The organism is Klebsiella sp. BDA134-6 (genome assembly GCF_015601345.1).
Lineage (GTDB): Bacteria > Pseudomonadota > Gammaproteobacteria > Enterobacterales > Enterobacteriaceae > Klebsiella > Klebsiella grimontii.
The window spans coordinates 5547704-5569933 of the sequence record NZ_CP064784.1; the positions used below are offsets into that span (position 1 = coordinate 5547704).

The following is a 22230-nucleotide window of genomic DNA, read 5'->3' on the forward strand; positions in this document are numbered from 1 at the left end:
GCAAAAAATGAAACTGGATATTCTGATTAAAAACGGTCTGGTCGCCGATCTCGAAGGCCATGATTATATTAATCGCAATATTGGCGTTATCGGTAATCGCATCGTGGACTTAAATGCCGTTGACGATTTGCAGGCCGAAACGGTGATTGATGCCGCGGGTTGTATCGTGCTGCCTGGTTTAATCGACTTCCATGGTCATGTTTTTCACGGCGGAACCGCCATCAGCGTCAACCCTGACATCGTATGCTTGCCCAACGGGGTCACCAGCATGGTCGATGCCGGCAGCAGCGGCTGGGTGAATTATCAGCTTTTTCGCAACAGCGTGATTCATCCTGCCATGGTGAAAATCAAAAGCTATTTGAACGTGGTCAACGTCGGGCTTTCCACCCTCGGGGGCGGGCCGACCGGTTATCTGGAAAATACCAACCCGGCAAATTACAACGAAGAGAAGATAGCCCAAACCCTAAATGGCAATAGAGACAATATTCTCGGCTTGAAACTACGCTACAGCCAGGATATCGCCAAAGGGAAACAGTACGCCAGCGACCCGCTTCTCTCTACCGTCTCCCTGGCGCGTAAACTGGATACCACGATTTGCGTTCACGTCACGGACTCGCTTCTCTGTGCCGATGAACTGATCCGTTATTTTAATGCCGATGATATTTACGCACACTGCTTCCACGGTACCGGCCACTCGATTCTTAATGAACAGGGCGAGGTCTATGCGGCGATAAAAGAGGCGCAGACCCGGGGGGTTATCTTCGACTGTTCAAACGGCGTGGCCCACTTTGATTTTCACGTTGCCAGAACCGCCATGGAGCAGGGATTCTATCCGGATATCATTAGTACCGATCTCACCCTGAGAAATAGCTTACGGACGGATAAGGTCTACAGTCTGCTCCACGTCATGTCGAAATATCTCAACATGGGAATGTCCTTCTTCGATATCGTTCGCGCGGTAACCGCTACGCCGGCGCGCTTAATGAAAATGCAGGGACAAATTGGTACCCTGGCGCCCGGTGCTTGTGCTGATATTTCCATTGTTAAGCTGCGAAAAGAGAAGATTGTTTTTGAAGATACTCAGGGCGTTAAAATTGAAGGGGACCGTTACATTGATAACTGCGCAACTCTGTGTAATGGTCAAATCGTCTATCGCCGCCTGCGCTTCTAATCGCTAATTATGAAGCCTTACGTCTACATCGGCGTAGGGCTTTTATTCTGAATCACTCATAACATGACTTCCCTCATTGCTTCTCCTCGGTCTCATCATATACTAAGGCTTGCCTACTCTGATGCCTGCGAGAATAATGCATGAATAATAATGAAATTGTTATCTTTTCAGTTTCCAGGACAATAACCCAAAGAATTATGAATGTCCTTATTGAAAGAAAGCTCGACATCCCCGTCTATGAATTTCGTTATTCAGATGTTCTCGACAAAGCCCATGAGATGATTCAATCCGGCACTAAGATAATTATTAGCCGGGGCGGTACCGCCGCACTCTTGCGTAGCAACATTACTATCCCTGTCGTTGAAATCGCCCATGATTTTCATGGCGTTTATCGCATCTTACAAGAAGCCAACAGCAAATCGCAAAAAATTGCCGCCGTTGGCTTCCCGCAATTTTGTAGCGCCTTGCGCCATTACCAAAACATGACCAATGAAGAGTTTAAAATTTGTCAGGTTTACAACCATCACGATATTGAAAATGTCATAAAGAATCTTTCGGAGAATAATTATCATACCGTAATCGGCGGCCTGACCGTTGCTGAAATGGCGCAAAAATATCACCTCAATGCAATCATGGGTGATACCGATAACATTTCCATTGAACAGGCCATCAATGAATCTCACAGTTTATTGAAATACATTAATCGAGAAAACAGCAAGCTAATCATGAGCCATTCAGCCTTGAATCAGGCGCGTGAAGGTATTATGTGCATTGATCAGCTTGGTGAAATTATAAATATCAATGCCACCGGTGTTGAATTATTTCAATGTCAAGCCGGAGATAAACTATTCAAAAAAGAAGCCTTTAAAGAGATTTATGCCAGCATTATTAATGAATTAGACATCAAAGAGCAGGCTATAGACATTAACGGCGTAACGATTCATATTTCCGTGCGCCATTTTTCTAACCCAAAAATATCTTATGCCGTTATTACGGGGTTAAGCCAGGAAAGCTCGCTTTGGCAAAATAGTATCAGCAAAAAAAGTAAGCTCCGCGGTTTTTCCACAACCTGGTCTTTCGACGACATTATTGGCCAGTCTCCGGCGATACGCGATGTCATAAAAAAAGCTAAACTGTGCGCCCGCCACGAACTTCCCATTCATATTTTAGGCGATACCGGCACAGGCAAAGAGCTTTTCGCCCAGAGTATTCATAACCATAGCGCCAGAAGCCATAGCCCTTTTATCGCGATTAACTGCGCGGCCATCCCTGAGGGTATTCTGGAAAGCGAACTCTTTGGCTATGCCGACGGCGCATTTACCAGCGCACGTAAGGGCGGAAAACCGGGTGTGTTTGAAATGGCGATGAACGGCACAGTGTTTATCGATGAAATCAGCGAAGCGCCGTTATCGGTACAGGTTAAGCTGCTGCGCGTGTTACAAGAGAAGCAATTCTCTCGTCTCGGGGGCGATACGTTGATCACCGCCGATTTTCGCCTGATCACCGCCAGCAATAAGGATCTGCGCCAGCTCGTCGCCAGCGGTGAGTTCAGGCGGGATCTGTACTATAGAATTAATATTCTTGAGTTGAGTCTACCGGCCTTACGCCAACGACCGGGCGATATCATGTTGTTGATTCAGAACCTGCTTTATCAGCAAGGTAAGCAAATCACATTCACCCCCGACGCGGTGGATTTTTTGCATCGCTATAGCTGGCCTGGCAACATTCGTGAACTTCAGGCGGTTATCTACCGGCTCATCGTCCTGCTGGACATCGATCGAGTGAGCAAAGACGTTTTGCTGCAGATCGGTCAAATTTCACCGGATGGCGACAACGAGAGCTCTCACTTCCCGGCCACGGGCGTGACATCAGATGAAACCGATTTATTAAAGAAACAAGAGAAACGGCTGATTACCGATGTCATCGAAAAAACCGACGGGGACAGAACCAAAGCGTCGGTGATGCTCGGCATCAGTCCCACGACCCTGTGGCGCAAATTAAAGCAGCACAATATCAGCGGATAAGGCGGAGCCGGGTCTGCGGATACAGAGCAAGCGGTTATTTCTGTTCCGCTAAAGCCTGCGCGCAAGCCCAGGCTGATGCCCACGCCCACTGGAAGTTATAGCCTCCCAGCCAGCCGGTGACGTCCATCACTTCGCCGATAAAGTACAAACCGGGCACCTTTCGGGCTTCCATGGTGCGCGAAGAGAGCTCATTCGTATCGACACCGCCGAGGGTCACTTCCGCCGTGCGATAGCCTTCGGTACCATTCGGCTGGACGCGCCATGCGGTCAGCGTCTCAACCAGCGCCTGCTGCTCGCGAACGTTAAGCTGTTTCAGGGTGACATCCGGAAGTTGGCCCAGCTGCTGTAAGCACTCAACCAACCGCTTCGGCAGCTGCATCGCGAGGGTGTTTTTCAGGCTCTGATTGGGATGCGCCGCACGCTGCTCGTTAAGGAAGTCATCAAGATGGCAATCCGGCAGCAGATTGATGCTGACGAATTCTCCCGGCTGCCAGTAGCTGGAAATTTGCAGTACCGCCGGTCCGGACAGCCCGCGGTGGGTAAAGAGCAGATTTTCCCGGAAGACGGTCCCATTTTCCGCCGTGATGGTCGAGGGTACCGACACCCCGGAAAGCACCTGCAGCTGTTCAAGCAGCGGCTTATGCAAGGTGAACGGCACCAGGCCCGCTCGGGTCGGCAGCACCTTCAGGCCAAACTGCTCGGCAAGCTTATAGCCAAACGGCGAGGCGCCGAGGCCCGGCATAGACAGTCCGCCAGAGGCAACCACCAGCTTTTTCGCCGCCACCGTCTCGCCGTTAAGCTGTAGCGTGTAGCCCTCATCATCCCGTTCAACGCCGATAATTTCGCTGCGCAGACGAATTTGCACGCCGCCTTTTTCGCACTCGGCCAGCAGCAGGTTAACGATTTGCTCGGCGGAATCATCGCAGAAAAGCTGGCCCAGAGTTTTCTCATGCCAGGCAATACCGTATTTGCCAACCAGATCGATAAAGTCCCACTGGGTGTAGCGCGCCAGCGCAGATTTGCAAAAATGCGGGTTTTGACTGAGATATGCCGCGGGTTCGATATACATGTTAGTAAAGTTACAACGGCCACCGCCGGACATCAGGATCTTACGCCCGGGCTTTTTGCCATTATCGAGCAACAGTACCCGGCAACCTGCCTGCCCCGCCTGCGCCGCACAAAACATTCCCGCCGCTCCGGCGCCGATTACGATGGCATCAAACCTTTCCACACAACATTCCTCATATCCCGATTGTCGGGAATTGTAAATTTTTCATTCTGGTCGCACCAGCCTGAAAAAAACAGATTTATGTACCTTATTGAAAGATATAGGAATACTCCCAACAAGGTAAAACTTAAACAGGAAGAAAATCAAAAAAAGTCTATATTTCACTTTGCCCGCGCCGCGAAAGTCACTGATAATGCGCCGCGTTCATGTCCTCAAAATGGCGTAACGTCCTATGCTACATTTATTTGCCGGTCTGGATTTACATACCGGGCTATTATTATTGCTTGCTCTGGCTTTCGTGCTTTTTTACGAAGCGATCAATGGTTTTCATGATACCGCAAACGCTGTTGCAACTGTGATTTACACACGCGCAATGCGGTCGCAGCTTGCTGTGGCGATGGCGGCTCTTTTTAACTTCTTCGGCGTTCTGCTGGGCGGTCTCAGCGTAGCCTATGCCATCGTGCATATGTTGCCGACCGACCTGCTGCTTAACATGGGTTCAGCGCATGGCCTCGCCATGGTCTTTTCCATGTTGCTGGCGGCAATCATCTGGAACCTCGGCACCTGGTACTTCGGCCTTCCGGCCTCCAGCTCGCACACTCTGATCGGCGCGATCATCGGTATTGGTTTAACCAATGCGCTGATGACCGGCACGTCGGTGGTAGATGCGCTGAACATCCCGAAAGTCATGGGTATTTTTGGCTCGCTGATCATCTCGCCAATCGTGGGTCTGGTTGTGGCGGGCGGCCTGATTTTCATTCTGCGTCGCTACTGGAGCGGAACCAAAAAACGCGCCCGTATCCACCTGACCCCAGCCGAGCGTGAAAAGAAAGACGGCAAGAAAAAGCCGCCATTCTGGACGCGTATTGCGCTGATTCTGTCCGCCATTGGCGTCGCGTTCTCCCATGGCGCGAACGATGGCCAGAAAGGCATTGGCCTGGTGATGCTGGTTCTGATCGGCGTTGCTCCGGCGGGCTTCGTGGTCAATATGAACGCTTCCGGCTACGAAATCACCCGTACCCGCGATGCGGTCAACAATGTGGAAACCTTCTTCCAGCAGCGCCCTGAGCTGTTGAAGAAAGCGACCGGCGCCGAGCAGCTCATTCCGTCTCCGGACGCAGGGGCAGCCGCTAACGGCGAGTTTCACTGCCACCCGGCCAACACCATCAACGCACTTGACCGCGTGAAGACGATGCTGGCCGGCACCGAAAGCTACGACACGCTCTCCGTTGAGCAGCGTAGCCATTTGCGCCGTATTATGCTCTGCATCTCCGACACCACCGATAAAGTGGCTAAACTGCCGGAAGTGAATGCTGACGATAAGCGTCTGCTGAAGAAGCTGAAAACCGATATGCTGAGCACCATCGAGTATGCGCCAATCTGGATTATTATGGCGGTTGCTCTGGCGCTGGGAATCGGCACCATGATCGGCTGGCGTCGCGTGGCGACCACTATCGGCGAGAAAATCGGTAAGAAAGGGATGACCTACGCGCAGGGTATGTCAGCTCAAATGACCGCAGCCGTATCGATTGGTCTGGCGAGCTATACCGGGATGCCGGTTTCCACCACCCACGTGCTCTCCTCCTCGGTAGCGGGGACGATGCTCGTTGATGGCGGCGGTCTGCAGAAGAAAACCGTCACCAGCATCCTGATGGCCTGGGTGCTCACCCTGCCGGCAGCGATTCTGCTGTCCGGTGCGCTGTACTGGCTCTCGCTGCAGTTTATCTAAGCGGGTATCAGTCAGAAGAGAGACAAACGGGTCAGGAAACTGGCCCGTTTTTTTTGCCTGCCGTAAAGCTAGTGCCAGATAGCCAGGGCAATCATGCTGACCACCACCAGGCCGCATAGCGCGCTGGTGAGGATAAACTGCCGACGAACCCGCTCGCAGCGGCGAATAAACTCATCGTCATGGTGATCGCGGTAGCGCTGAGCGTAGATGTACCACACCAGGCGCATCTGTTTGCTGGGCTGTCCGTGCGACGTAAAAAAACCGCCGCCGTCGACATATTGATAGAGCAAAGGGTCACAACCACGTAGCACAACAAGCAATGCACGCAGCGACGAGAAGTAGCGTGCCATATTCACTACACATACGATACACAGGGCCCAAAACAGCGCAATAGTGCTGATCATACCTCCTCCCCGGCGACCCGTCCTCGGAGGCTCCCTCCGGGACTACCGCTCCCCAATAGCAAACCGACTGTACAGTAAAAGAGTGCGATTCCGATCACGTTTATTTATCCGACCGGCTCATTAAATAGTGTAGGAGATCAGTTAATTTTTTTACCACAACGTTAATCATTATCAATGCATAAGTCGGATATATTTGTTTAACTATTCGCTGAACAAGGTGGATTGACGGATCGCGAGGGGCGCTATAAGGTAGAAATATCTTCTACAATTAGGTCCTTAAGGACTAGCCCCCGCGAATGTAGCACGCAGGACGCGGGCGAAGCGGCAGCGCTGGCTGTCAGGTCCAACGGTCATCGACAACTTATGGAAGGAGTAACACTATGGCTTACAAACATATTCTTATTGCAGTAGACCTGTCCCCGGAAAGCAAAGTACTGGTAGAAAAAGCCGTTTCTATGGCCCGTCCCTACAATGCAAAAGTTTCCCTGATCCACGTGGATGTGAATTACTCCGATCTCTACACCGGCCTTATTGACGTCAATCTGGGCGACATGCAGAAACGCATCTCTGAAGAGACTCATCACGCGTTAAGCGAGCTGTCGACTAACGCGGGCTACCCGATCACTGAGACCCTCAGCGGCAGCGGCGATCTCGGCCAGGTTCTGGTTGATGCGATTAAAAAATATGATATGGACCTGGTGGTTTGTGGTCACCATCAGGACTTCTGGAGCAAACTAATGTCCTCAGCGCGTCAGCTTATCAACACCGTTCACGTTGATATGCTGATTGTCCCACTGCGCGACGAAGAAGACGAATAACAGGACGTTATTTAATTCGCTGATGACCAACGCCCGCTAACGCGGGCGTTTTTGTTTCTCGCCTCACCCACCGCAGAAAAAGCACATACATCCACAAAATCACCACAATGCCAGATTTATCAACCATTTCACCGGCAATTTACCCATATAATAATTTGTTAACAGCCATGAGCATCATATCATTACGCAAAATAAAGCTTTTTCAGCGCGTTTTGGCATACGCGTTCATACTTTTCCGGACAGGACTTAAAGGCGAAGAAAGATGAATTCAACCGCACCGACAGGCTTGCTGCAGCAACCTCGCCCATTCTTCATGATCTTTTTTGTGGAACTATGGGAGCGATTTGGCTATTACGGCGTACAGGGCATCCTGGCTGTATTCTTTGTTAAACAGCTTGGTTTTTCTCAGGAGCAGGCGTTTATTACCTTCGGCGCGTTTGCCGCGCTGGTCTACGGCCTTATCTCCATCGGCGGCTATGTCGGCGATCATCTGCTGGGTACGAAACGTACGCTGGTTCTGGGCGCGATTGTGCTGGCAGCGGGCTACTTTATGACCGGCCTGTCGCTGCACCAACCCAATTTGATTTTCATCGCGCTGGGGACTATTGCGGTGGGAAACGGGCTATTTAAAGCCAACCCGGCGAGCCTGCTATCTAAGTGCTATCCGCCAAAAGATGCCCGTCTGGATGGCGCCTTCACGCTGTTTTATATGTCGATCAATATCGGTTCGCTGCTGTCGCTCTCGCTGGCGCCGGTGATTGCCGATAAGTTCGGCTACGCGGTGACCTACAACCTGTGCGGCGCAGGGCTGATCGTCGCCCTGCTGGTTTACTTCGCCTGTCGAGGAATGGTGAAGGATATCGGCTCTGAGCCGGACCGCAAGCCGCTAAGCCTGCGCAATCTGCTGTACGTGCTGGCCGGAACGGTGGTCATGATTTTTCTCTGCGCCTGGCTGATGCATAACGTCAAAATCGCCAACCTGGTGCTGATTATCCTCTCGGTGGTGGTGACGATTTTTTTCTTCCGCGAGGCCTTCAAGCTGGATAAGACCGGACGCAACAAAATGTTCGTCGCCTTTATCCTGATGCTGGAAGCGGTGCTGTTTTATATTCTGTACGCGCAGATGCCCACCTCACTCAACTTCTTTGCGATCAACAACGTCCACCATGAAATTCTCGGCTTCGCGATTAATCCGGTGAGTTTCCAGGCGCTAAACCCGTTCTGGGTGGTGGTTGCCAGTCCGATCCTCGCCGCTATCTATACGCGTTTGGGTAATAAGGGCAAAGATTTGACCATGCCGATGAAGTTCACCCTCGGTATGTTCCTTTGCGCGCTAGGCTTTCTGACGGCCGCCGCCGCGGGAATGTGGTTTGCCGATGCCCAGGGGCTGACCTCGCCGTGGTTTATCGTGCTGGTCTATCTGTTCCAGAGCCTGGGGGAACTGCTGATTAGCGCTCTGGGGCTGGCGATGGTCGCCGCGCTGGTACCGCAGCATCTGATGGGCTTTATTCTTGGGATGTGGTTCCTGACGCAGGCCGCCGCGTTCCTGCTGGGCGGCTACGTGGCGACCTTCACCGCCGTACCGGACAATATTACCGACCCGCTACAGACGCTGCCGATTTATACCGATGTCTTCAGCAAAATTGGCCTGGTGACCCTGGGCGTAACGGTGGTCATGGCGATCATGGTGCCGTGGCTGAACCGGATGATTAATACAAAAAGCGCGTAAAAACGCGGCCGCCGACAAGGTTTCCCGGATTGCGGCTAACGCCTTATCCGGGCTACACCCCCCCAGACCGCACGAACCCATAGCCCGGGCAAGGCGCGATGAGCGCCGCCCCCGGGGGAAGCACGCACGCTATTTCAGTCAGAAACATGCCCGGATTGTGGCTCAACCGCCGTTCCGGCGTATATATCAAACCGGTGGCCTTTGGTCACGACTGCGTTCGGCGTCGCCACGTCCGCCAGCGGCGGCGCGTAGTCCGGTCGCTTAACCACTACCCGTTTGCTCGCCAGCCGTCGCGCCGGTTCCAGCAGACCATCGGCGTCTAAATCCGGCCCCACCAGCGACTGAAATACCCGCATCTCTTTCTTCACCAGCGCGCTTTTCTGCTTATGCGGAAACATCGGGTCGAGATAGACCACCTGCGGACGCGGGGTGATATCGGTCAGCGCCGTCAGGCTGGAAGCGTGGATCAGCTGCAACCGCTCCTGCAACCACGGGCCGATCTCCGCATCGGCGTAGCCGCGCGCCAGGCCATCGTCGAGCAGCGCGGCAACCACCGGGTTACGCTCCAGCATCCGCACGCGACAGCCCACGGAGGCAAGAACAAAGGCATCCCTTCCCAGACCGGCGGTCGCATCGACCACATCCGGCAGGTAGTCGCCTTTGATGCCCACCGCTTTCGCCACCGCCTCGCCGCGGCCGCCGCCGAACCTGCGCCGATGGGCCATCGTCCCACCGACAAAATCGACGAAGATGCCGCCAAGCTTCGGCTCATCGCGCTTGCGAAGCTCCAGATGCTCGGGCGTCATCACCAGCGCCATCAGGTTGTCCTCATCCTGCTCCAGCCCCCAGCGGTCAGCCAGAACGGATAGGGCGCCGTCTCCGGCGCCCGCTTCATCAATTAAACAAATTTTCACAACAGGATTAACTCTTAATACCGTAATGCTCAAGCATCGCGTCCAGCTGCGGCTCGCGACCGCGGAAGCGTTTGAACAGGACCATTGGCTCTTCCGAACCGCCGCGGCTAAGGATGTTGTCGAGGAACGACTGGCCGGTTTCGCGATTGAAGATCCCCTCCTCTTCGAAGCGCGAGAAGGCATCCGCCGCCAGCACGTCGGCCCACAGGTAGCTGTAGTAGCCCGCCGCATAACCTCCGGCGAAGATATGGCTGAAGGCGTGCGGGAAGCGGCCCCACGACGGACCAGGAATCAACGCGACCTGCTGCTTAATTTCCGCCAGCGTTTCGAGGATTTTCGCGCCCTGCTGCGGGCTGAACTCTGCATGCAGGCGGAAGTCGAACAGACCGAACTCCAGCTGGCGCAGAATAAACATCGCCGCCTGGTAGTTTTTCGCCGCCAGCATTTTCTCCAGCAGCTCCTGCGGCAGCGGCTCGCCGGTTTCGTAGTGGCCGGAGATAAACGCCAGCGCTTCCGGCTCCCAGCACCAGTTTTCCATAAACTGGCTCGGCAGTTCGACCGCATCCCACGGTACCCCGCTGATGCCGGAGACGCCAGCGGTATCGATACGGGTCAGCATATGGTGCAGACCGTGACCAAATTCGTGGAACAGGGTGATCACTTCATCGTGGGTGAACAGCGCCGGCTTACCGCTGACGGGACGGTTAAAGTTGCAGGTCAGATAAGCGACCGGCTTTTGCAGCGTGCAGTCAAGCTTGCGCATCTGGCCGACGCAGTCATCCATCCACGCCCCGCCGCGTTTGTGTTCGCGGGCGTAGAGATCGAGGTAGAAGCTGCCGCGCAGCTCGTTATTTTCATCATAGAGTTCGAAGAAGCGCACCTCCGGATGCCAGACGTCAACGTCAGTACGCTCTTTCGCGGTAATGCCGTAAATACGCTTAACCACTTCGAACAGGCCGTTAACGGCTTTGTTTTCCGGGAAGTACGGGCGAAGCTGTTCATCGCTGATGCTGTAAAGATGCTGCTTCTGTTTTTCACTGTAGTAAGCGATATCCCACGGCTGCAGCTCATCAACGCCGCATTCGGCTTTGGCGAAGGCGCGCAGCTGAGCCAACTCTTTCTCACCCTGCGGACGGGCGCGTTTGGCCAGGTCGGTCAGAAAGTCGAGCACCTGCTGCGGATTTTCCGCCATTTTGGTCGCCAGCGACTTATCGGCATAGCTGTCAAAGCCCAGCAGCTGCGCCAGTTCATGGCGCAGGGCAAGAATTTCCGCCATCACCGGGCCGTTATCCCATTTTCCGGCGTTCGGCCCCTGGTCGGAGGCACGGGTGGAATACGCGCGATACAGCTCTTCACGCAGCGCCTGATTGTCGCAGTAGGTCATCACCGGCAGATAGCTCGGGATATCCAGGGTCAGCAGATACCCTTCCTGCTCTTTGGCTTCAGCCTGGGCTTTCGCCGCGGCAAGCGCGCTTTCCGGCATCCCGGAGAGCTCGGACTCATCGGCGATCAGCTTGGTCCAACCCATGGTCGCGTCGAGCACGTTGTTGCTGTACTGATTGCCCAGCTCGGAGAGGCGAGCGGCGATTTCGCCGTAGCGTTTCTGCTGCTCTTTCGCCAGGCCAATACCGGAGAGTTCAAAATCACGCAGCGCGTTATCGACCGCTTTTTTCTGCGCGGTATTCAGGGTGGCGTAATGGTCGCCGTCGCGCAGATCGCGGTACGCTTTGTACAGACCTTCATGTTGCCCAACCCAGGTGCTGTACTCGGAGAGCAGCGGCAGGGTTTGTTCGTAGGCTTCGCGCAACTCCGGGCTGTTTTTAACCGAGTTCAGGTGGCTGACCGGAGAAAAAAGGCGCCCCAGCACATCGTCCACTTCCGCCAGCGGCTGGCAAAGATTTTCCCAGGTATACGGCGCCCCTTGCGCCACCGCGCGCTCTACCGCCGCCCGGCAGTCATCCAGCGCTTTAGTGACCGCGGGGACCACGTGCTCGGGTTTGATTGCAGAAAATGGCGGTAATGAAAAAGGCGTCAGTAATGGATTGGTCATATGCGCAGTCCTGTTGAATAGGGTGAATGAAGCGCGCGTCCCGCGCTGTAGCATGGGATCTAGAATGGGGGATAGTTGGGTGAATTTCAATGTCAGGCGCCGCGCGCAGGCGGGTATTACTGCGATAAGTCTGGCCGTTGTGGCCATCACGCATAAAAAAGCCGGGTTCGCATCGCGGCGACCCGGCCCGTTTTAAGGCGATAACTGGCTTACACCACCATACCCAACAGCAGGCAGCCGATCAAACCGCACACGGAGATAATGGTTTCCAGCACTGACCACGACTTAATGGTCTCGCCGATGGTCAGGTTGAAGTATTCCTTAAACAGCCAGAAGCCCGGATCGTTAACGTGGGAGAAGATAACGCTGCCGGAGCCAACGGCGATAACCATCAGTTCAGGGCTCACGCCGGTGCTGGCGATCAGCGGCGCGGCGATACCGCCCGCGGTGATAGCCGCAACGGTGGCGGAACCCAGCGCGATACGCAGAACCGCAGCAATCGACCACGCCATAAACAGCGGGGACATATTGGATTCATGCATGATAGAGGCGATGTATTTATCCATCCCGCTATCGACCAGCACCTGCTTGAAGGCGCCGCCGCCGCCGATGATCAGCAGCATCATGGCGATGATTTTGATCGAGGAGGTCAGCGTATCGTTAATCTGCTCCATTGAACGACCGCGGTTGAGACCGAAGGTGAACATCGCGATCAGTACCGCGATCAGCGTCGCCATCACCGGGTCGCCGAAGAATTCAGCGATCGGCAGAAAGGCGTGGCCTTTCGGCAGAACCATCTCGGCCACGGCGCGCATCGCCATCAGGATAACCGGGACCAGCGAGGTCCAGACGCTGACGCCAAAACCCGGCATCTCTTCTTCAGTGAAGGTTTTCGGGTTATGCAGCCCTTCCGGAATCGGCTTATCGATGCCTTTCAGGAAGCGCGCATAAACCGGGCCCGCGAGGATAACCGTCGGGATCGCCAGAATCGTACCAAACAGCAGGGTCTTGCCCATGTCGGCATGGAAAATAGTGGCAATCGCCGTCGGGCCCGGGTGCGGAGGCAGGAAACCGTGCGTCACGGAGAGCGCGGCCGCCATCGGCACGCCGATATAGAGCAGCGGGATACCGGCGGATGCGGCGATGGTAAAGACCAGCGGCAGCATCAGTACGAAGCCCACTTCATAGAACAGGGCGAAGCCGACGGTAAAACCGGTCAGCACAACCGCCCATTGAATATGTTGTTTACCAAATTTGGCAATCAGCGTGGTGGCGATACGCTGCGCACCGCCGCAGTCCGCCAGCATTTTACCGAGCATCGCGCCGAAGCCCATGATCAGCGCGAGGCTGCCGAGGGTTCCCCCAACGCCGTTTTTGATGGAGACGATAACTTTATCCAGAGGCATACCCTGCATGAGCCCGACGGCAAGTGCCACCAGAACCAGAGCGATAAACCCGTTCAGCTTGAAACGGATCATCAGCAACAATAACAGGGCAACCCCGATAGCAACGATGACTAATGGCATGATTTACCTGGCCTTAATTTGTTATGGGTAACGTCATAGTTTCAACATTGACTTCATCCGTTCCGACCGGAACAAAAAATGTCTGACGCCGTAGAAGCTGGCTTTATCCTTACCCAGAGAAAGGATAGCTGGCTATTTTTTTATCTGTGGCGCCTGAAGTGAATGATACGGGTAACATATGAAGTTTGAGAATCACCTGGGCGGTGAAAATTTCAAATATGAGACTTAAGTCATACTCTTTCCCGGGTTTTTGCCGGGTCGCTTAGCGGGGAATGTTGCGCGGTAACATGGGGGAGCCGCCCGGCTGCGCAAAGGCAACCGGGCGGATAATTAGTAGTAGGAGTGCTCGCCGCGCTGGTGTTCGGTCAGATCGCGTACGCCTTTCAGTTCCGGGAACTCGTTTAGCATCTGCTTCTCGATCCCTTCTTTCAGCGTCACGTCGACCATCGAACAGCCGTTGCAGCCGCCGCCGAACTGCAGGATCGCCAGGCCATCTTCGGTGATTTCCATCAACGTGACGCGCCCGCCGTGACCGGCCAGCTGCGGGTTAATTTGCGACTGCAGCAGGTACTCGACGCGCTCCATCAGCGGGGCATCGTCGGACACTTTGCGCATCTTGGCGTTTGGCGCTTTCAGCGTCAGCTGGGAGCCCAGTTGGTCGGTAACAAAATCGATTTCAGCGTCTTCCAGATACGGCGCGCTAAGTTCATCGACATAAGCGGTGAGCTGTTCAAACTTCAGCGCGGTATCGGAATCTTCCACCGCATCCGGTGGGCAGTAGGACACGCCGCACTCGGCGTTAGGGGTGCCGGGATTGATCACAAATACGCGAATTTGTGTCCCTTCTTCCTGATTTGCCAGCAGTTTGGCAAAGTGCGCTTGTGCAGCATCGGAAATACGGATCATAGCGTTGGCCTAATAGTTGACTATTTTACTGGGTTATAATACGCCCATCAGCAGGGGTCTACAAGGTACGGCATATACACCATACCTGAACCGTCGCGGCGCCGTTTCGCAAAAGCAGGCGGGATATCTCGGCGACGGTGCTTCCGGTTGTGACGACATCATCCACAATGGCGATATGGTGACCCTGTAGCGACAATTCAAGCTGAAAGGCGTTTTTCAGATTCTGTTTACGCAATCTGGCGCTGAGCTGATGCTGGGTGCCGGTACGGCGCCGACGGGTCAGCGCGTCGCTACGCCAGGCGCTGCCCAGCCAGCGGGATAGCGGCCGACACAGCAGGTCGCTCTGATTAAACCCCCGCTTCCACTGGCGCCGCTGCCAGAGCGGCACGCTAATTATCCGGTCCGGGCGGGGAAGATCCCGACGCAGGCGAATGCGCAACAGCAGCAGACGCGCCAACGCCGGGGCCAGCTCGGGCCGCTTATTGAATTTCAGCTGGTGAATCAGGCCGCTCAGCGGCGGTCGATAGTCATTCACCGTCACCAGCCGCTGCCACGGCGGCGGTTTTTGCAGGCAGCGCCCGCAGGGCAGCGCGCTTGATTGGGCCGGCAGGCCGCACTGCGGGCACAGCGGTTCAGACGCCAGCAGCGCCGACGTGCATCGCGAGCAGATCCCCCAGTCGGCGATGGCTAGCGGCATTTGGCATAGCCAGCATAAGCTGTGTGCTGTTAGCATATTTCCCCCTCATATTGGTGGAAAGAGAACAGTAACTGATGAAAACGATCGCGTGGCAGACCACGGGCGAAGGAAATTGTCATCTTGTGCTGCTGCACGGATGGGGGCTGAATGCCAAAGTGTGGGATTGCATCACGCCGCAGCTGGCTTCGCATTTTACGCTGCACCTCGTCGATCTTCCTGGCTATGGCCGCAGCGGCGGCTTTGGCGCGATGTCGCTGGAAGAGATGGCGCAGCGGGTGCTGGAAAAAGCGCCGGATCGCGCGATCTGGCTAGGCTGGAGCCTCGGCGGGCTGGTGGCCAGCCAGGTCGCGTTATCCCATCCCGATCGCGTGCAGGCGCTGGTCACCGTCGCCTCTTCCCCCTGCTTCAGCGCTCACGACAGCTGGCCCGGCATTAAGCCCGACGTGCTGAGCGGATTTCAGCAGCAGCTGAGCGAAGATTTTCAACGCACCGTCGAACGCTTTCTGGCGTTGCAAACCATGGGTACCGAAAGCGCGCGTCAGGATGCGAGAGCGCTGAAGAGCACGGTACTGTCGCTACCGATGCCGTCGCCGGAGGTTTTAAACGGCGGGCTGGAGATCCTCAAAACCGCCGATTTACGCCAGCCGTTGACTACCCTCGACGTGCCGTTTTTGCGCCTGTACGGTCGCCTGGATGGCCTGGTGCCGCGTAAAATCATCCCGGTTCTCGATGCGCTGTGGCCAAAAAGCACGTCGATTGTCTTCGATAAAGCCGCCCATGCGCCATTCATTTCACATCCGCAGACGTTTTGCGCTCCGCTGATTGAGCTGAAGCATGAGATCGATAAATTTTTTTAGCGGGACGTGGTAAAAACGCAAGGTGCAGCAATACTTAGGTTGTTGCGGGGGTTGACTATTTCACGTCGGACCCGTGACCTAAAAAAACAACCTAATGGAGAGTAGAGGCTATGAAACTTGTTACAGGAATTGTTGCATCTCTGGTGATTGGCTCCCTGTCCTTCGGCGCATTCGCCGCCAAGGAAATTCAAAAAGACGAAGTGGCTAAGATGAACCTGACCAAAATTGGTTCTATTACCACCTCAAGAACGACCTCTCCGATGGATGCAAAGCGCGATCTGTCGAAAAAAGCGGATGAGCTGGGTGGCACCTATTTCGTGGTGATTGCAGGCGAGAAGAACGAGAAAACGGTTCACGCTAACGCGGACGTCTACAAGTAAGCCAGAAAGCGGGTCTCAGGACCCGCTTGCAGCCCTGGGCCCGGAGACGTCGCGGTGAGACTGTCCGCGCTCCCCACCCCAAAACCGTACAAATCTGTGATCGAATCTCCCGGGTCGCGGCGTAAACGCCTTACCCGGGCTACCAGACTCAAACCGCACAGGCGTGTAGCCCGGATAAGGCGTAAGCCGCAATCCGGGGAAATCAACCTTTACATACCCATCAGCGCAGCGACCACCACTCCCGCAGGCAGGCTTTGCCTTCTGGGCAGCTTTTACAGCTGCCGGAGAGGCAGCCATCGGCATCCTCGGTCACTTTCACCGCTTTACCCATCGCTTCCAGGCGGCTCAGCATCGCGTCGATCAACGGCTGCGGCGCTTGCAGGCGAGCGCTGAGCTGCTTTGCGTCCATCCTCCCCTGCAGGGCCAGCATATCGCGCACATCAATTAACGACGCCATCATCGCTCCTTAGTGACAATCGCCAGCCGGACTCTGGCAGCAGGACGACGGCGTTTTGCGCGTCGCCAGCAGCGAGACGTCCACCCGGCTACGTGCTCTGCGCAGCAGGCCGAAGACCACAATATTAAATAACACAACGGCCAGAATGCACACCAGGCTATAGCGCGGATGCTGGCTAAAGCTGACGGTCTGGTAGTACAGCGTAGAGAGCGAGTAAGCGATATTCAGCCCCCACAGAACCGAGAACATCATCCAGCCACGGCTCGACTCACGGGCAATCGCCCCCATGACCGAGATGCAGGGAATATAGAGCAGGACGAAAATCAGGTAGCTGTACGCCGCAGCGGCGCTACCGAATTTGCTGCCCATCACGCCCATCGCGCCGGTTGCCATTTCGCCGTCGCCTTTACTGGCTTCGATAGGGTTGGCCAGCACGCTCAGGCTAAAGGTGTCTTTCAGGCTCTGCCAGGTCTCATCTACCGCGGCCAGTAGCTCATCGCCGAGGTTAAACGCCTGCGGATTAAACGCTTCGTTCTGGATATCTTCGGCGGTGTAGAGGGTGTTCAGCGTCCCGACCACCACTTCTTTCGCCATCGCGCCGGTAAACAGGCCGACGGTCGCCTGCCAGTTATCCTCATGTACGCCAATCGGCTTAAACACCGGGGTAATCACCCGGCTGACCGACGCCAGCGCCGAGTCGTTGATGTTATCGACGATCTTACCGTTCAGCGAGAAGCTGTTCAGCGCGCTGAGGAAGATACTGACGATGACGATAACTTTACCTGCCCGCAGGACGAAGCCTTTCAGGCGCTGCCAGGTCTGGATGAGCAGGCTTTTCACGTGCGGAACGTGATACACCGGTAGCTCCATCACAAACGGCGATGCTTCGCCGCGCATAATGGTATGCTTCAGCATCAATCCGGTCGCAATCGCCATCACAATCCCCAGCACGTACAGGGAGAAGACCGCCAGCGCGCCGTTCTGGCCGAAAAAGGCGGCGGCGAAGACAGCGAAAATCGCCAGCCGCGCGCCACACGACATAAACGGCGCCATCATAATGGTCATTAGACGCTCGCGCGGCGCATCAAGCGTACGCGCGCCCATCACCGACGGGACGTTACAGCCAAAACCTACGATGAGCGGCACGAAGGATTTCCCCGGCAGACCCAGCGCCTGCATCAGGCGGTCCATGACAAACGCCGCCCGCGCCATATAGCCAGAGTCTTCAAGGAAAGAGAGGAACAGGTACATCATGCCGATCTGCGGCACCAGCGGCAGCACGGTATTGATACCGCCGCCAATCCCCTGGGCGAGAAACACCGTCAGCCAGTCCGGGAAGTGAAGAGAGTAGCCAATCCACTGTATGCCGTGAATAAAGATAGCGACGGAACCGGCATCAAAAATAGGCTGCAGCGCGCCGCCAATATTAATCGCCAGCAAGAACATCAGATACATAACGAACAGGAAGACCGGCAGGCCGAGGAAGCGGTTGAGGATCACTTTATCCATCGCTGTGGTAAAGCGGCTGGGCTCGGCAGTGAGGGTATTACTGACCGCATCGCAAATGGCGGCAATGCTTTGGTAGCGGGCATCGGCGATGTGCAGCGCAGGGTCATCCAGCTCTTCGCTCAAATTCGCCAGGGCTACGTCCAGCTTGTGGGCGGCGTCTCCGGCGAAGGCGCGACTATAAATATCGCCTTCAAGCATCTGTAAACCCAGCCAGCGGCGCTGGCGCGGCGGAATGTCCGCGGCCATTATCTCCGCCAGCTTGTCCGCCTCCCGCAGCAGCGGCCGCGGATAGTGCACCAGTTCAATATCCTGATTCTGCTGATGGCGGTCGATAGCCATTTTCAAGGCTTCGATACCGCGCCCGCGGGTGGAGACCAGCGGGATCACCGGGCACCCGAGGCGGGCGGCCAGGGCGTCGACATCAATGCGGATGTTCTGTTTTTCCGCGATATCGAGCATATTCAGCGCGACCACGCAGGGGATGCCGAGCTCCAGCAGCTGTAGCGTCAGATAGAGGTTACGCTCCAGATTGGAGGCATCGACCACGTTTATCAGCATGTCGGCGTCGCCGCTGAGAATATAGTGGCAGGCAATCTGCTCATCCAGCGAGGTTTGCGAGGAGATGGTGGTCAGGGAATACGTGCCAGGAAGGTCTACCAGCGTGACCTGATGATCGGTGGTGTTGAAGCCACCCTCTTTGCGCTCAACGGTTACCCCCGCCCAGTTCCCGACACGCTGGCGCGCGCCGGTGAGCTGGTTAAACAGCGTTGTTTTCCCGGAATTTGGATTACCAATTAAACCAAGGGTTAATTTTTTCATATTCATACTCTTAGTGCCGGTCAGGCATTATTGTGCAACCGCTTCCAGCTCAATTAACGCAAGATCCTTTTTACGTAATACCAGGCTAACGCGTCGGGTTTCAATATGAATAGGGTCGCCGAGCGGCGCCACGCGGACCACATTAAAAGACGACCCCGGCAGCATCCCGAGGGACAGCAGCTTCTGCCGATATGCCGGACTAATATCGCGGGAGAAGCCGGTGATTTTCCACGCACTATCAGGTGTGAATTGCATAGGACCTACTTGTTTATCGCCAACTGAAAAGAGAGTTTTCCGTATGCGCCGGAAACGCGGCGCCAGGGACCGTAGCCAACGAAGAATAAAAAATATTCAATGGAAATAATGATAATGAGAATAGTTTTTATCATCAATACATATAATGCGCTCGATTCTTTTTTTAAACAGAAAATTGAGCATTTGTTGATATTGAGCAAACTCTATTTTGTCATGGCCGTAGCGAGAATCATTATTTCTGCTTAGCAAATGTTTAATAAAGGTGTCATTGGTTAATGAAATGAAAATAATAATCTCATTATCCGCAATTCGCGCTTATTAAGAGGTTATAAGAAAATACTGATGCTTGTTTGCGCAATATGGCGAAGAGCAGAGGAGAAACGGCCCCTCAGAAAAGGGGCCGGAAAGAGACTAGCGTTTTTTACCCATTGCCGCCGCCAGCGCGTCCATCATCGCGCTGTTGCCCGCTGGCTGCGCTTCGCGACCGCGAGGTTTAGCGGCCTTCGCCGCCGGGCGGTTACCCTGAGGACGATCGCTTCCGCCGCCGCGGCGCGCGTTGCTGTCGCCAGGCTGTTCGTCCAGACGCATCGTCAGCGCGATACGCTTCCTCGGCAGGTCGACTTCCATCACTTTGACCTTCACGATATCGCCCGCTTTGACCACCGTGTGCGGATCTTCAACGAACTTATTCGACAGGGAAGAGATATGCACCAGGCCGTCCTGGTGAACGCCGATATCGACAAACGCGCCGAAGTTGGTGACGTTGGTCACCGCGCCTTCGAGGATCATCCCCGGCAGCAGGTCGTTCATGGTCTCTACGCCATCGGCGAACTGGGCGGTTTTAAACTCCGGACGCGGGTCGCGGCCCGGTTTTTCCAGCTCTTTGATGATGTCGGTCACCGTCGGCACGCCGAATTTCTCATCGGTGAAATCAACGGCTTTCAGATTACGCAGTTCGCCGCTGTTGCCCATCAAATCTTTCAGCGCCTGCTGAGTCGCCGCCAGAATGCGCTCCACCACCGGATACGCTTCCGGGTGCACGGTTGAGGCATCCAGCGGGTTGTCGCCGTGGTTGATGCGCAGGAAGCCTGCGCACTGCTCAAACGCTTTCGGCCCCAGACGACTCACCTTCAGCAGCTGCTGGCGGTTCTGGAACTGACCGTTCTCATCGCGCCAGGAGACGATATTCTGCGCCATCATGCGGGTCAGACCGGCAACGCGGGTGAGCAGCGGGACGGAAGCGGTGTTCAGGTCGACGCCGACGGCATTCACGCAGTCTTCCACCACCGCGTCCAGCTTACGCGCCAGCTGGGTCTGGCTGACATCGTGCTGATACTGGCCGACGCCGATAGATTTCGGATCGATCTTCACCAGCTCGGCCAACGGGTCCTGCAGACGACGGGCGATAGAGACCGCGCCGCGCAGGGAAACATCGAGATCCGGGAACTCCAGCGCCGCCAGCTCGGAGGCGGAATACACGGACGCGCCCGCTTCGCTGACGATAACCTTTTGCGCGGTCACTTTCGGGAACTGCTTCTGCACGTCGAGGAAGAAACGCTCGGTTTCACGCGAAGCGGTACCGTTGCCGATAGCCACCAGCTCAACGTTGTACTTTTCACACAGCGCGGCAACCGCCACCGCCGCTTTAGCGGCCTGCCCGGTATGCGGGTAGATGGTATCGGTAGCCACCAGCTTGCCGGTACCGTCAACAACGGCGACTTTAACGCCGGTGCGCAGACCCGGATCGAGGCCCATGGTGGCGCGCAGCCCGGCCGGCGCGGCCATCAGCAGGTCGTGCAGATTGCGGGCGAAGACGTTAATTGCCTCATCTTCCGCACGTTCGCGTACGGTACCCATCAGTTCGGTTTCGAGGTGCATCAGCACCTTGATGCGCCACGTCCAGCTCACCACGCCCTTACGCCAGCTGTCCGCCGGGGCGTTGTTCAGGCGCAGGCCGAGATGGTCGATAATGATTTGCTCGCCATGGCTCTCTTTCGGCGGCTCGTCGAACTGCGGGTCGGCATTTAAAGAGAGCTGCAGCACGCCTTCGTTGCGGCCGCGGAACATCGCCAGCGCGCGGTGCGACGGCACGGTGGCGATCGGTTCGTGATGGTCGAAGTAGTCGCGGAATTTCGCCCCTTCCTCTTCCTTACCGCTGACGACGGTCGCCACCAGGTGGGCGTTTTTCCATAGATAGTCACGCACTTTTGCCAGCAGGGCGGCGTCTTCCGCAAAGCGCTCCATCAGGATATAGCGCGCGCCGTCGAGAGCGGCTTTGCTGTCCGCGACGCCTTTATCGGCGTCGATATATTTGGCGGCTTCGGTTTCCGGGTCGTGGGACGGTTCGTTCCACAGCAGCTCAGCCAGCGGCTCCAGCCCTGCCTCAATGGCGATCTGTCCGCGGGTGCGGCGCTTCGGTTTGTACGGCAGGTAGAGGTCTTCGAGTTCGGTCTTACTCAAGGTCCCGTTGATGGCTTTTTCCAGCGCCTCGGTCAGTTTGCCCTGTTCGCCGATGGACTTCAGGATTGCCTGACGGCGATCTTCGAGTTCACGCAGATAACCGAGGCGGGTTTCCAGATTACGCAGCTGCGTGTCATCCAGACCGCCGGTGACTTCTTTACGATAGCGTGCGATAAACGGCACGGTGTTCCCTTCATCAAGCAGGCGAACGGCAGCTTCTACCTGTTCAGCTCTGGCCTGAAGTTCACCCGCAATAATGCGGCAGAGCGAATCATTCATCATCGGTTTAATTCATCT

The 22230-nt window shown here is 55.5% G+C and carries 18 protein-coding genes; 7 read left to right on the plus strand and 11 right to left on the minus strand.

Annotated elements, in window-relative coordinates:
* The first annotated feature begins 7 nt into the window (after positions 1-7).
* Positions 8-1171: a metallo-dependent hydrolase gene (locus IYV58_RS25810; RefSeq protein WP_004126263.1), complete on the plus strand. Its 1164-nt coding sequence runs from the start codon at positions 8-10 to the stop codon at positions 1169-1171.
* A gap of 140 nt (positions 1172-1311) precedes the next feature.
* Positions 1312-3195 (plus strand): sigma 54-interacting transcriptional regulator, encoded by a 1884-nt coding sequence (locus tag IYV58_RS25815; RefSeq protein WP_195729323.1) that lies wholly within the window; start codon positions 1312-1314, stop codon positions 3193-3195.
* Positions 3196-3229: 34 nt separating this feature from the next.
* On the opposite strand, the gene IYV58_RS25820 is transcribed toward IYV58_RS25815, so the two are convergent.
* The gene (locus tag IYV58_RS25820) at positions 3230-4426 is read right to left on the minus strand and encodes a BaiN/RdsA family NAD(P)/FAD-dependent oxidoreductase (RefSeq protein ID WP_032741979.1); all 1197 of its coding nucleotides are present in this window, start codon (positions 4424-4426) and stop codon (positions 3230-3232) included.
* A 229-nt stretch (positions 4427-4655) separates the two neighbouring features.
* On the opposite strand from IYV58_RS25820, the gene pitA reads away from it, so the two are divergent.
* Complete coding sequence (pitA, locus tag IYV58_RS25825) at positions 4656-6152, plus strand: inorganic phosphate transporter PitA (protein WP_004126266.1); 1497 nt, start codon at positions 4656-4658, stop codon at positions 6150-6152.
* A 68-nt stretch (positions 6153-6220) separates the two neighbouring features.
* Here pitA and uspB read toward each other — a convergent pair whose 3' ends face one another.
* On the minus strand, positions 6221-6556 hold the full coding sequence (gene uspB / locus IYV58_RS25830) for a universal stress protein UspB (RefSeq protein WP_004126267.1): 336 nt from the start codon (positions 6554-6556) through the stop codon (positions 6221-6223).
* Positions 6557-6936: 380 nt separating this feature from the next.
* On the opposite strand from uspB, the gene uspA reads away from it, so the two are divergent.
* Positions 6937-7374, plus strand: a complete 438-nt coding sequence (uspA, locus tag IYV58_RS25835; protein WP_004126268.1) for a universal stress protein UspA — start codon at positions 6937-6939, stop codon at positions 7372-7374.
* A gap of 286 nt (positions 7375-7660) precedes the next feature.
* Positions 7661-9103 (plus strand): dipeptide/tripeptide permease DtpB, encoded by a 1443-nt coding sequence (gene dtpB, locus IYV58_RS25840; protein WP_232391399.1) that lies wholly within the window; start codon positions 7661-7663, stop codon positions 9101-9103.
* A 134-nt stretch (positions 9104-9237) separates the two neighbouring features.
* On the opposite strand, the gene rsmJ is transcribed toward dtpB, so the two are convergent.
* The 5 genes from rsmJ to gntX form a co-directional block, all read right to left on the minus strand.
* Positions 9238-10017, minus strand: coding sequence for a 16S rRNA (guanine(1516)-N(2))-methyltransferase RsmJ (gene rsmJ / locus IYV58_RS25845; protein WP_142446994.1), 780 nt, complete (start codon positions 10015-10017; stop codon positions 9238-9240).
* A 7-nt stretch (positions 10018-10024) separates the two neighbouring features.
* A complete protein-coding gene (prlC, locus tag IYV58_RS25850) occupies positions 10025-12067 on the minus strand; it encodes an oligopeptidase A (RefSeq protein ID WP_195729324.1) in 2043 nt (680 codons plus the stop codon).
* Positions 12068-12276: 209 nt separating this feature from the next.
* Positions 12277-13593, minus strand: a complete 1317-nt coding sequence (gene gntT, locus IYV58_RS25855) for a gluconate transporter (RefSeq protein WP_004126272.1) — start codon at positions 13591-13593, stop codon at positions 12277-12279.
* Positions 13594-13923: 330 nt separating this feature from the next.
* Complete coding sequence (gene nfuA, locus IYV58_RS25860; RefSeq protein ID WP_004126273.1) at positions 13924-14499, minus strand: Fe-S biogenesis protein NfuA; 576 nt, start codon at positions 14497-14499, stop codon at positions 13924-13926.
* A gap of 58 nt (positions 14500-14557) precedes the next feature.
* The gene (gene gntX, locus IYV58_RS25865) at positions 14558-15232 is read right to left on the minus strand and encodes a DNA utilization protein GntX (RefSeq protein ID WP_004126274.1); all 675 of its coding nucleotides are present in this window, start codon (positions 15230-15232) and stop codon (positions 14558-14560) included.
* Between the two features lie 38 nt (positions 15233-15270).
* Between gntX and bioH the strand changes: the two genes are divergently transcribed.
* Both bioH and IYV58_RS25875 read left to right on the plus strand, forming a co-directional pair.
* Positions 15271-16053, plus strand: a complete 783-nt coding sequence (gene bioH / locus IYV58_RS25870) for a pimeloyl-ACP methyl ester esterase BioH (RefSeq protein ID WP_004126275.1) — start codon at positions 15271-15273, stop codon at positions 16051-16053.
* Positions 16054-16163: 110 nt separating this feature from the next.
* Positions 16164-16433, plus strand: coding sequence for a YdgH/BhsA/McbA-like domain containing protein (locus tag IYV58_RS25875; RefSeq protein ID WP_004106665.1), 270 nt, complete (start codon positions 16164-16166; stop codon positions 16431-16433).
* Between the two features lie 220 nt (positions 16434-16653).
* Here the strand turns inward: IYV58_RS25875 and feoC are convergent, their stop codons facing one another.
* The 4 genes from feoC to IYV58_RS25895 all read right to left on the minus strand — a co-directional run bounded on the left by feoC (position 16654) and on the right by IYV58_RS25895 (position 22215).
* Positions 16654-16890, minus strand: a complete 237-nt coding sequence (gene feoC / locus IYV58_RS25880; RefSeq protein ID WP_004126276.1) for a [Fe-S]-dependent transcriptional repressor FeoC — start codon at positions 16888-16890, stop codon at positions 16654-16656.
* A gap of 9 nt (positions 16891-16899) precedes the next feature.
* Positions 16900-19218 (minus strand): Fe(2+) transporter permease subunit FeoB, encoded by a 2319-nt coding sequence (gene feoB / locus IYV58_RS25885; RefSeq protein ID WP_004126277.1) that lies wholly within the window; start codon positions 19216-19218, stop codon positions 16900-16902.
* 27 nt (positions 19219-19245) lie between these two features.
* The gene (feoA, locus tag IYV58_RS25890; RefSeq protein ID WP_004126281.1) at positions 19246-19473 is read right to left on the minus strand and encodes a ferrous iron transporter A; all 228 of its coding nucleotides are present in this window, start codon (positions 19471-19473) and stop codon (positions 19246-19248) included.
* Between the two features lie 411 nt (positions 19474-19884).
* Positions 19885-22215, minus strand: coding sequence for a Tex family protein (locus tag IYV58_RS25895; protein WP_112165982.1), 2331 nt, complete (start codon positions 22213-22215; stop codon positions 19885-19887).
* Positions 22216-22230: the final 15 nt, after the last annotated feature.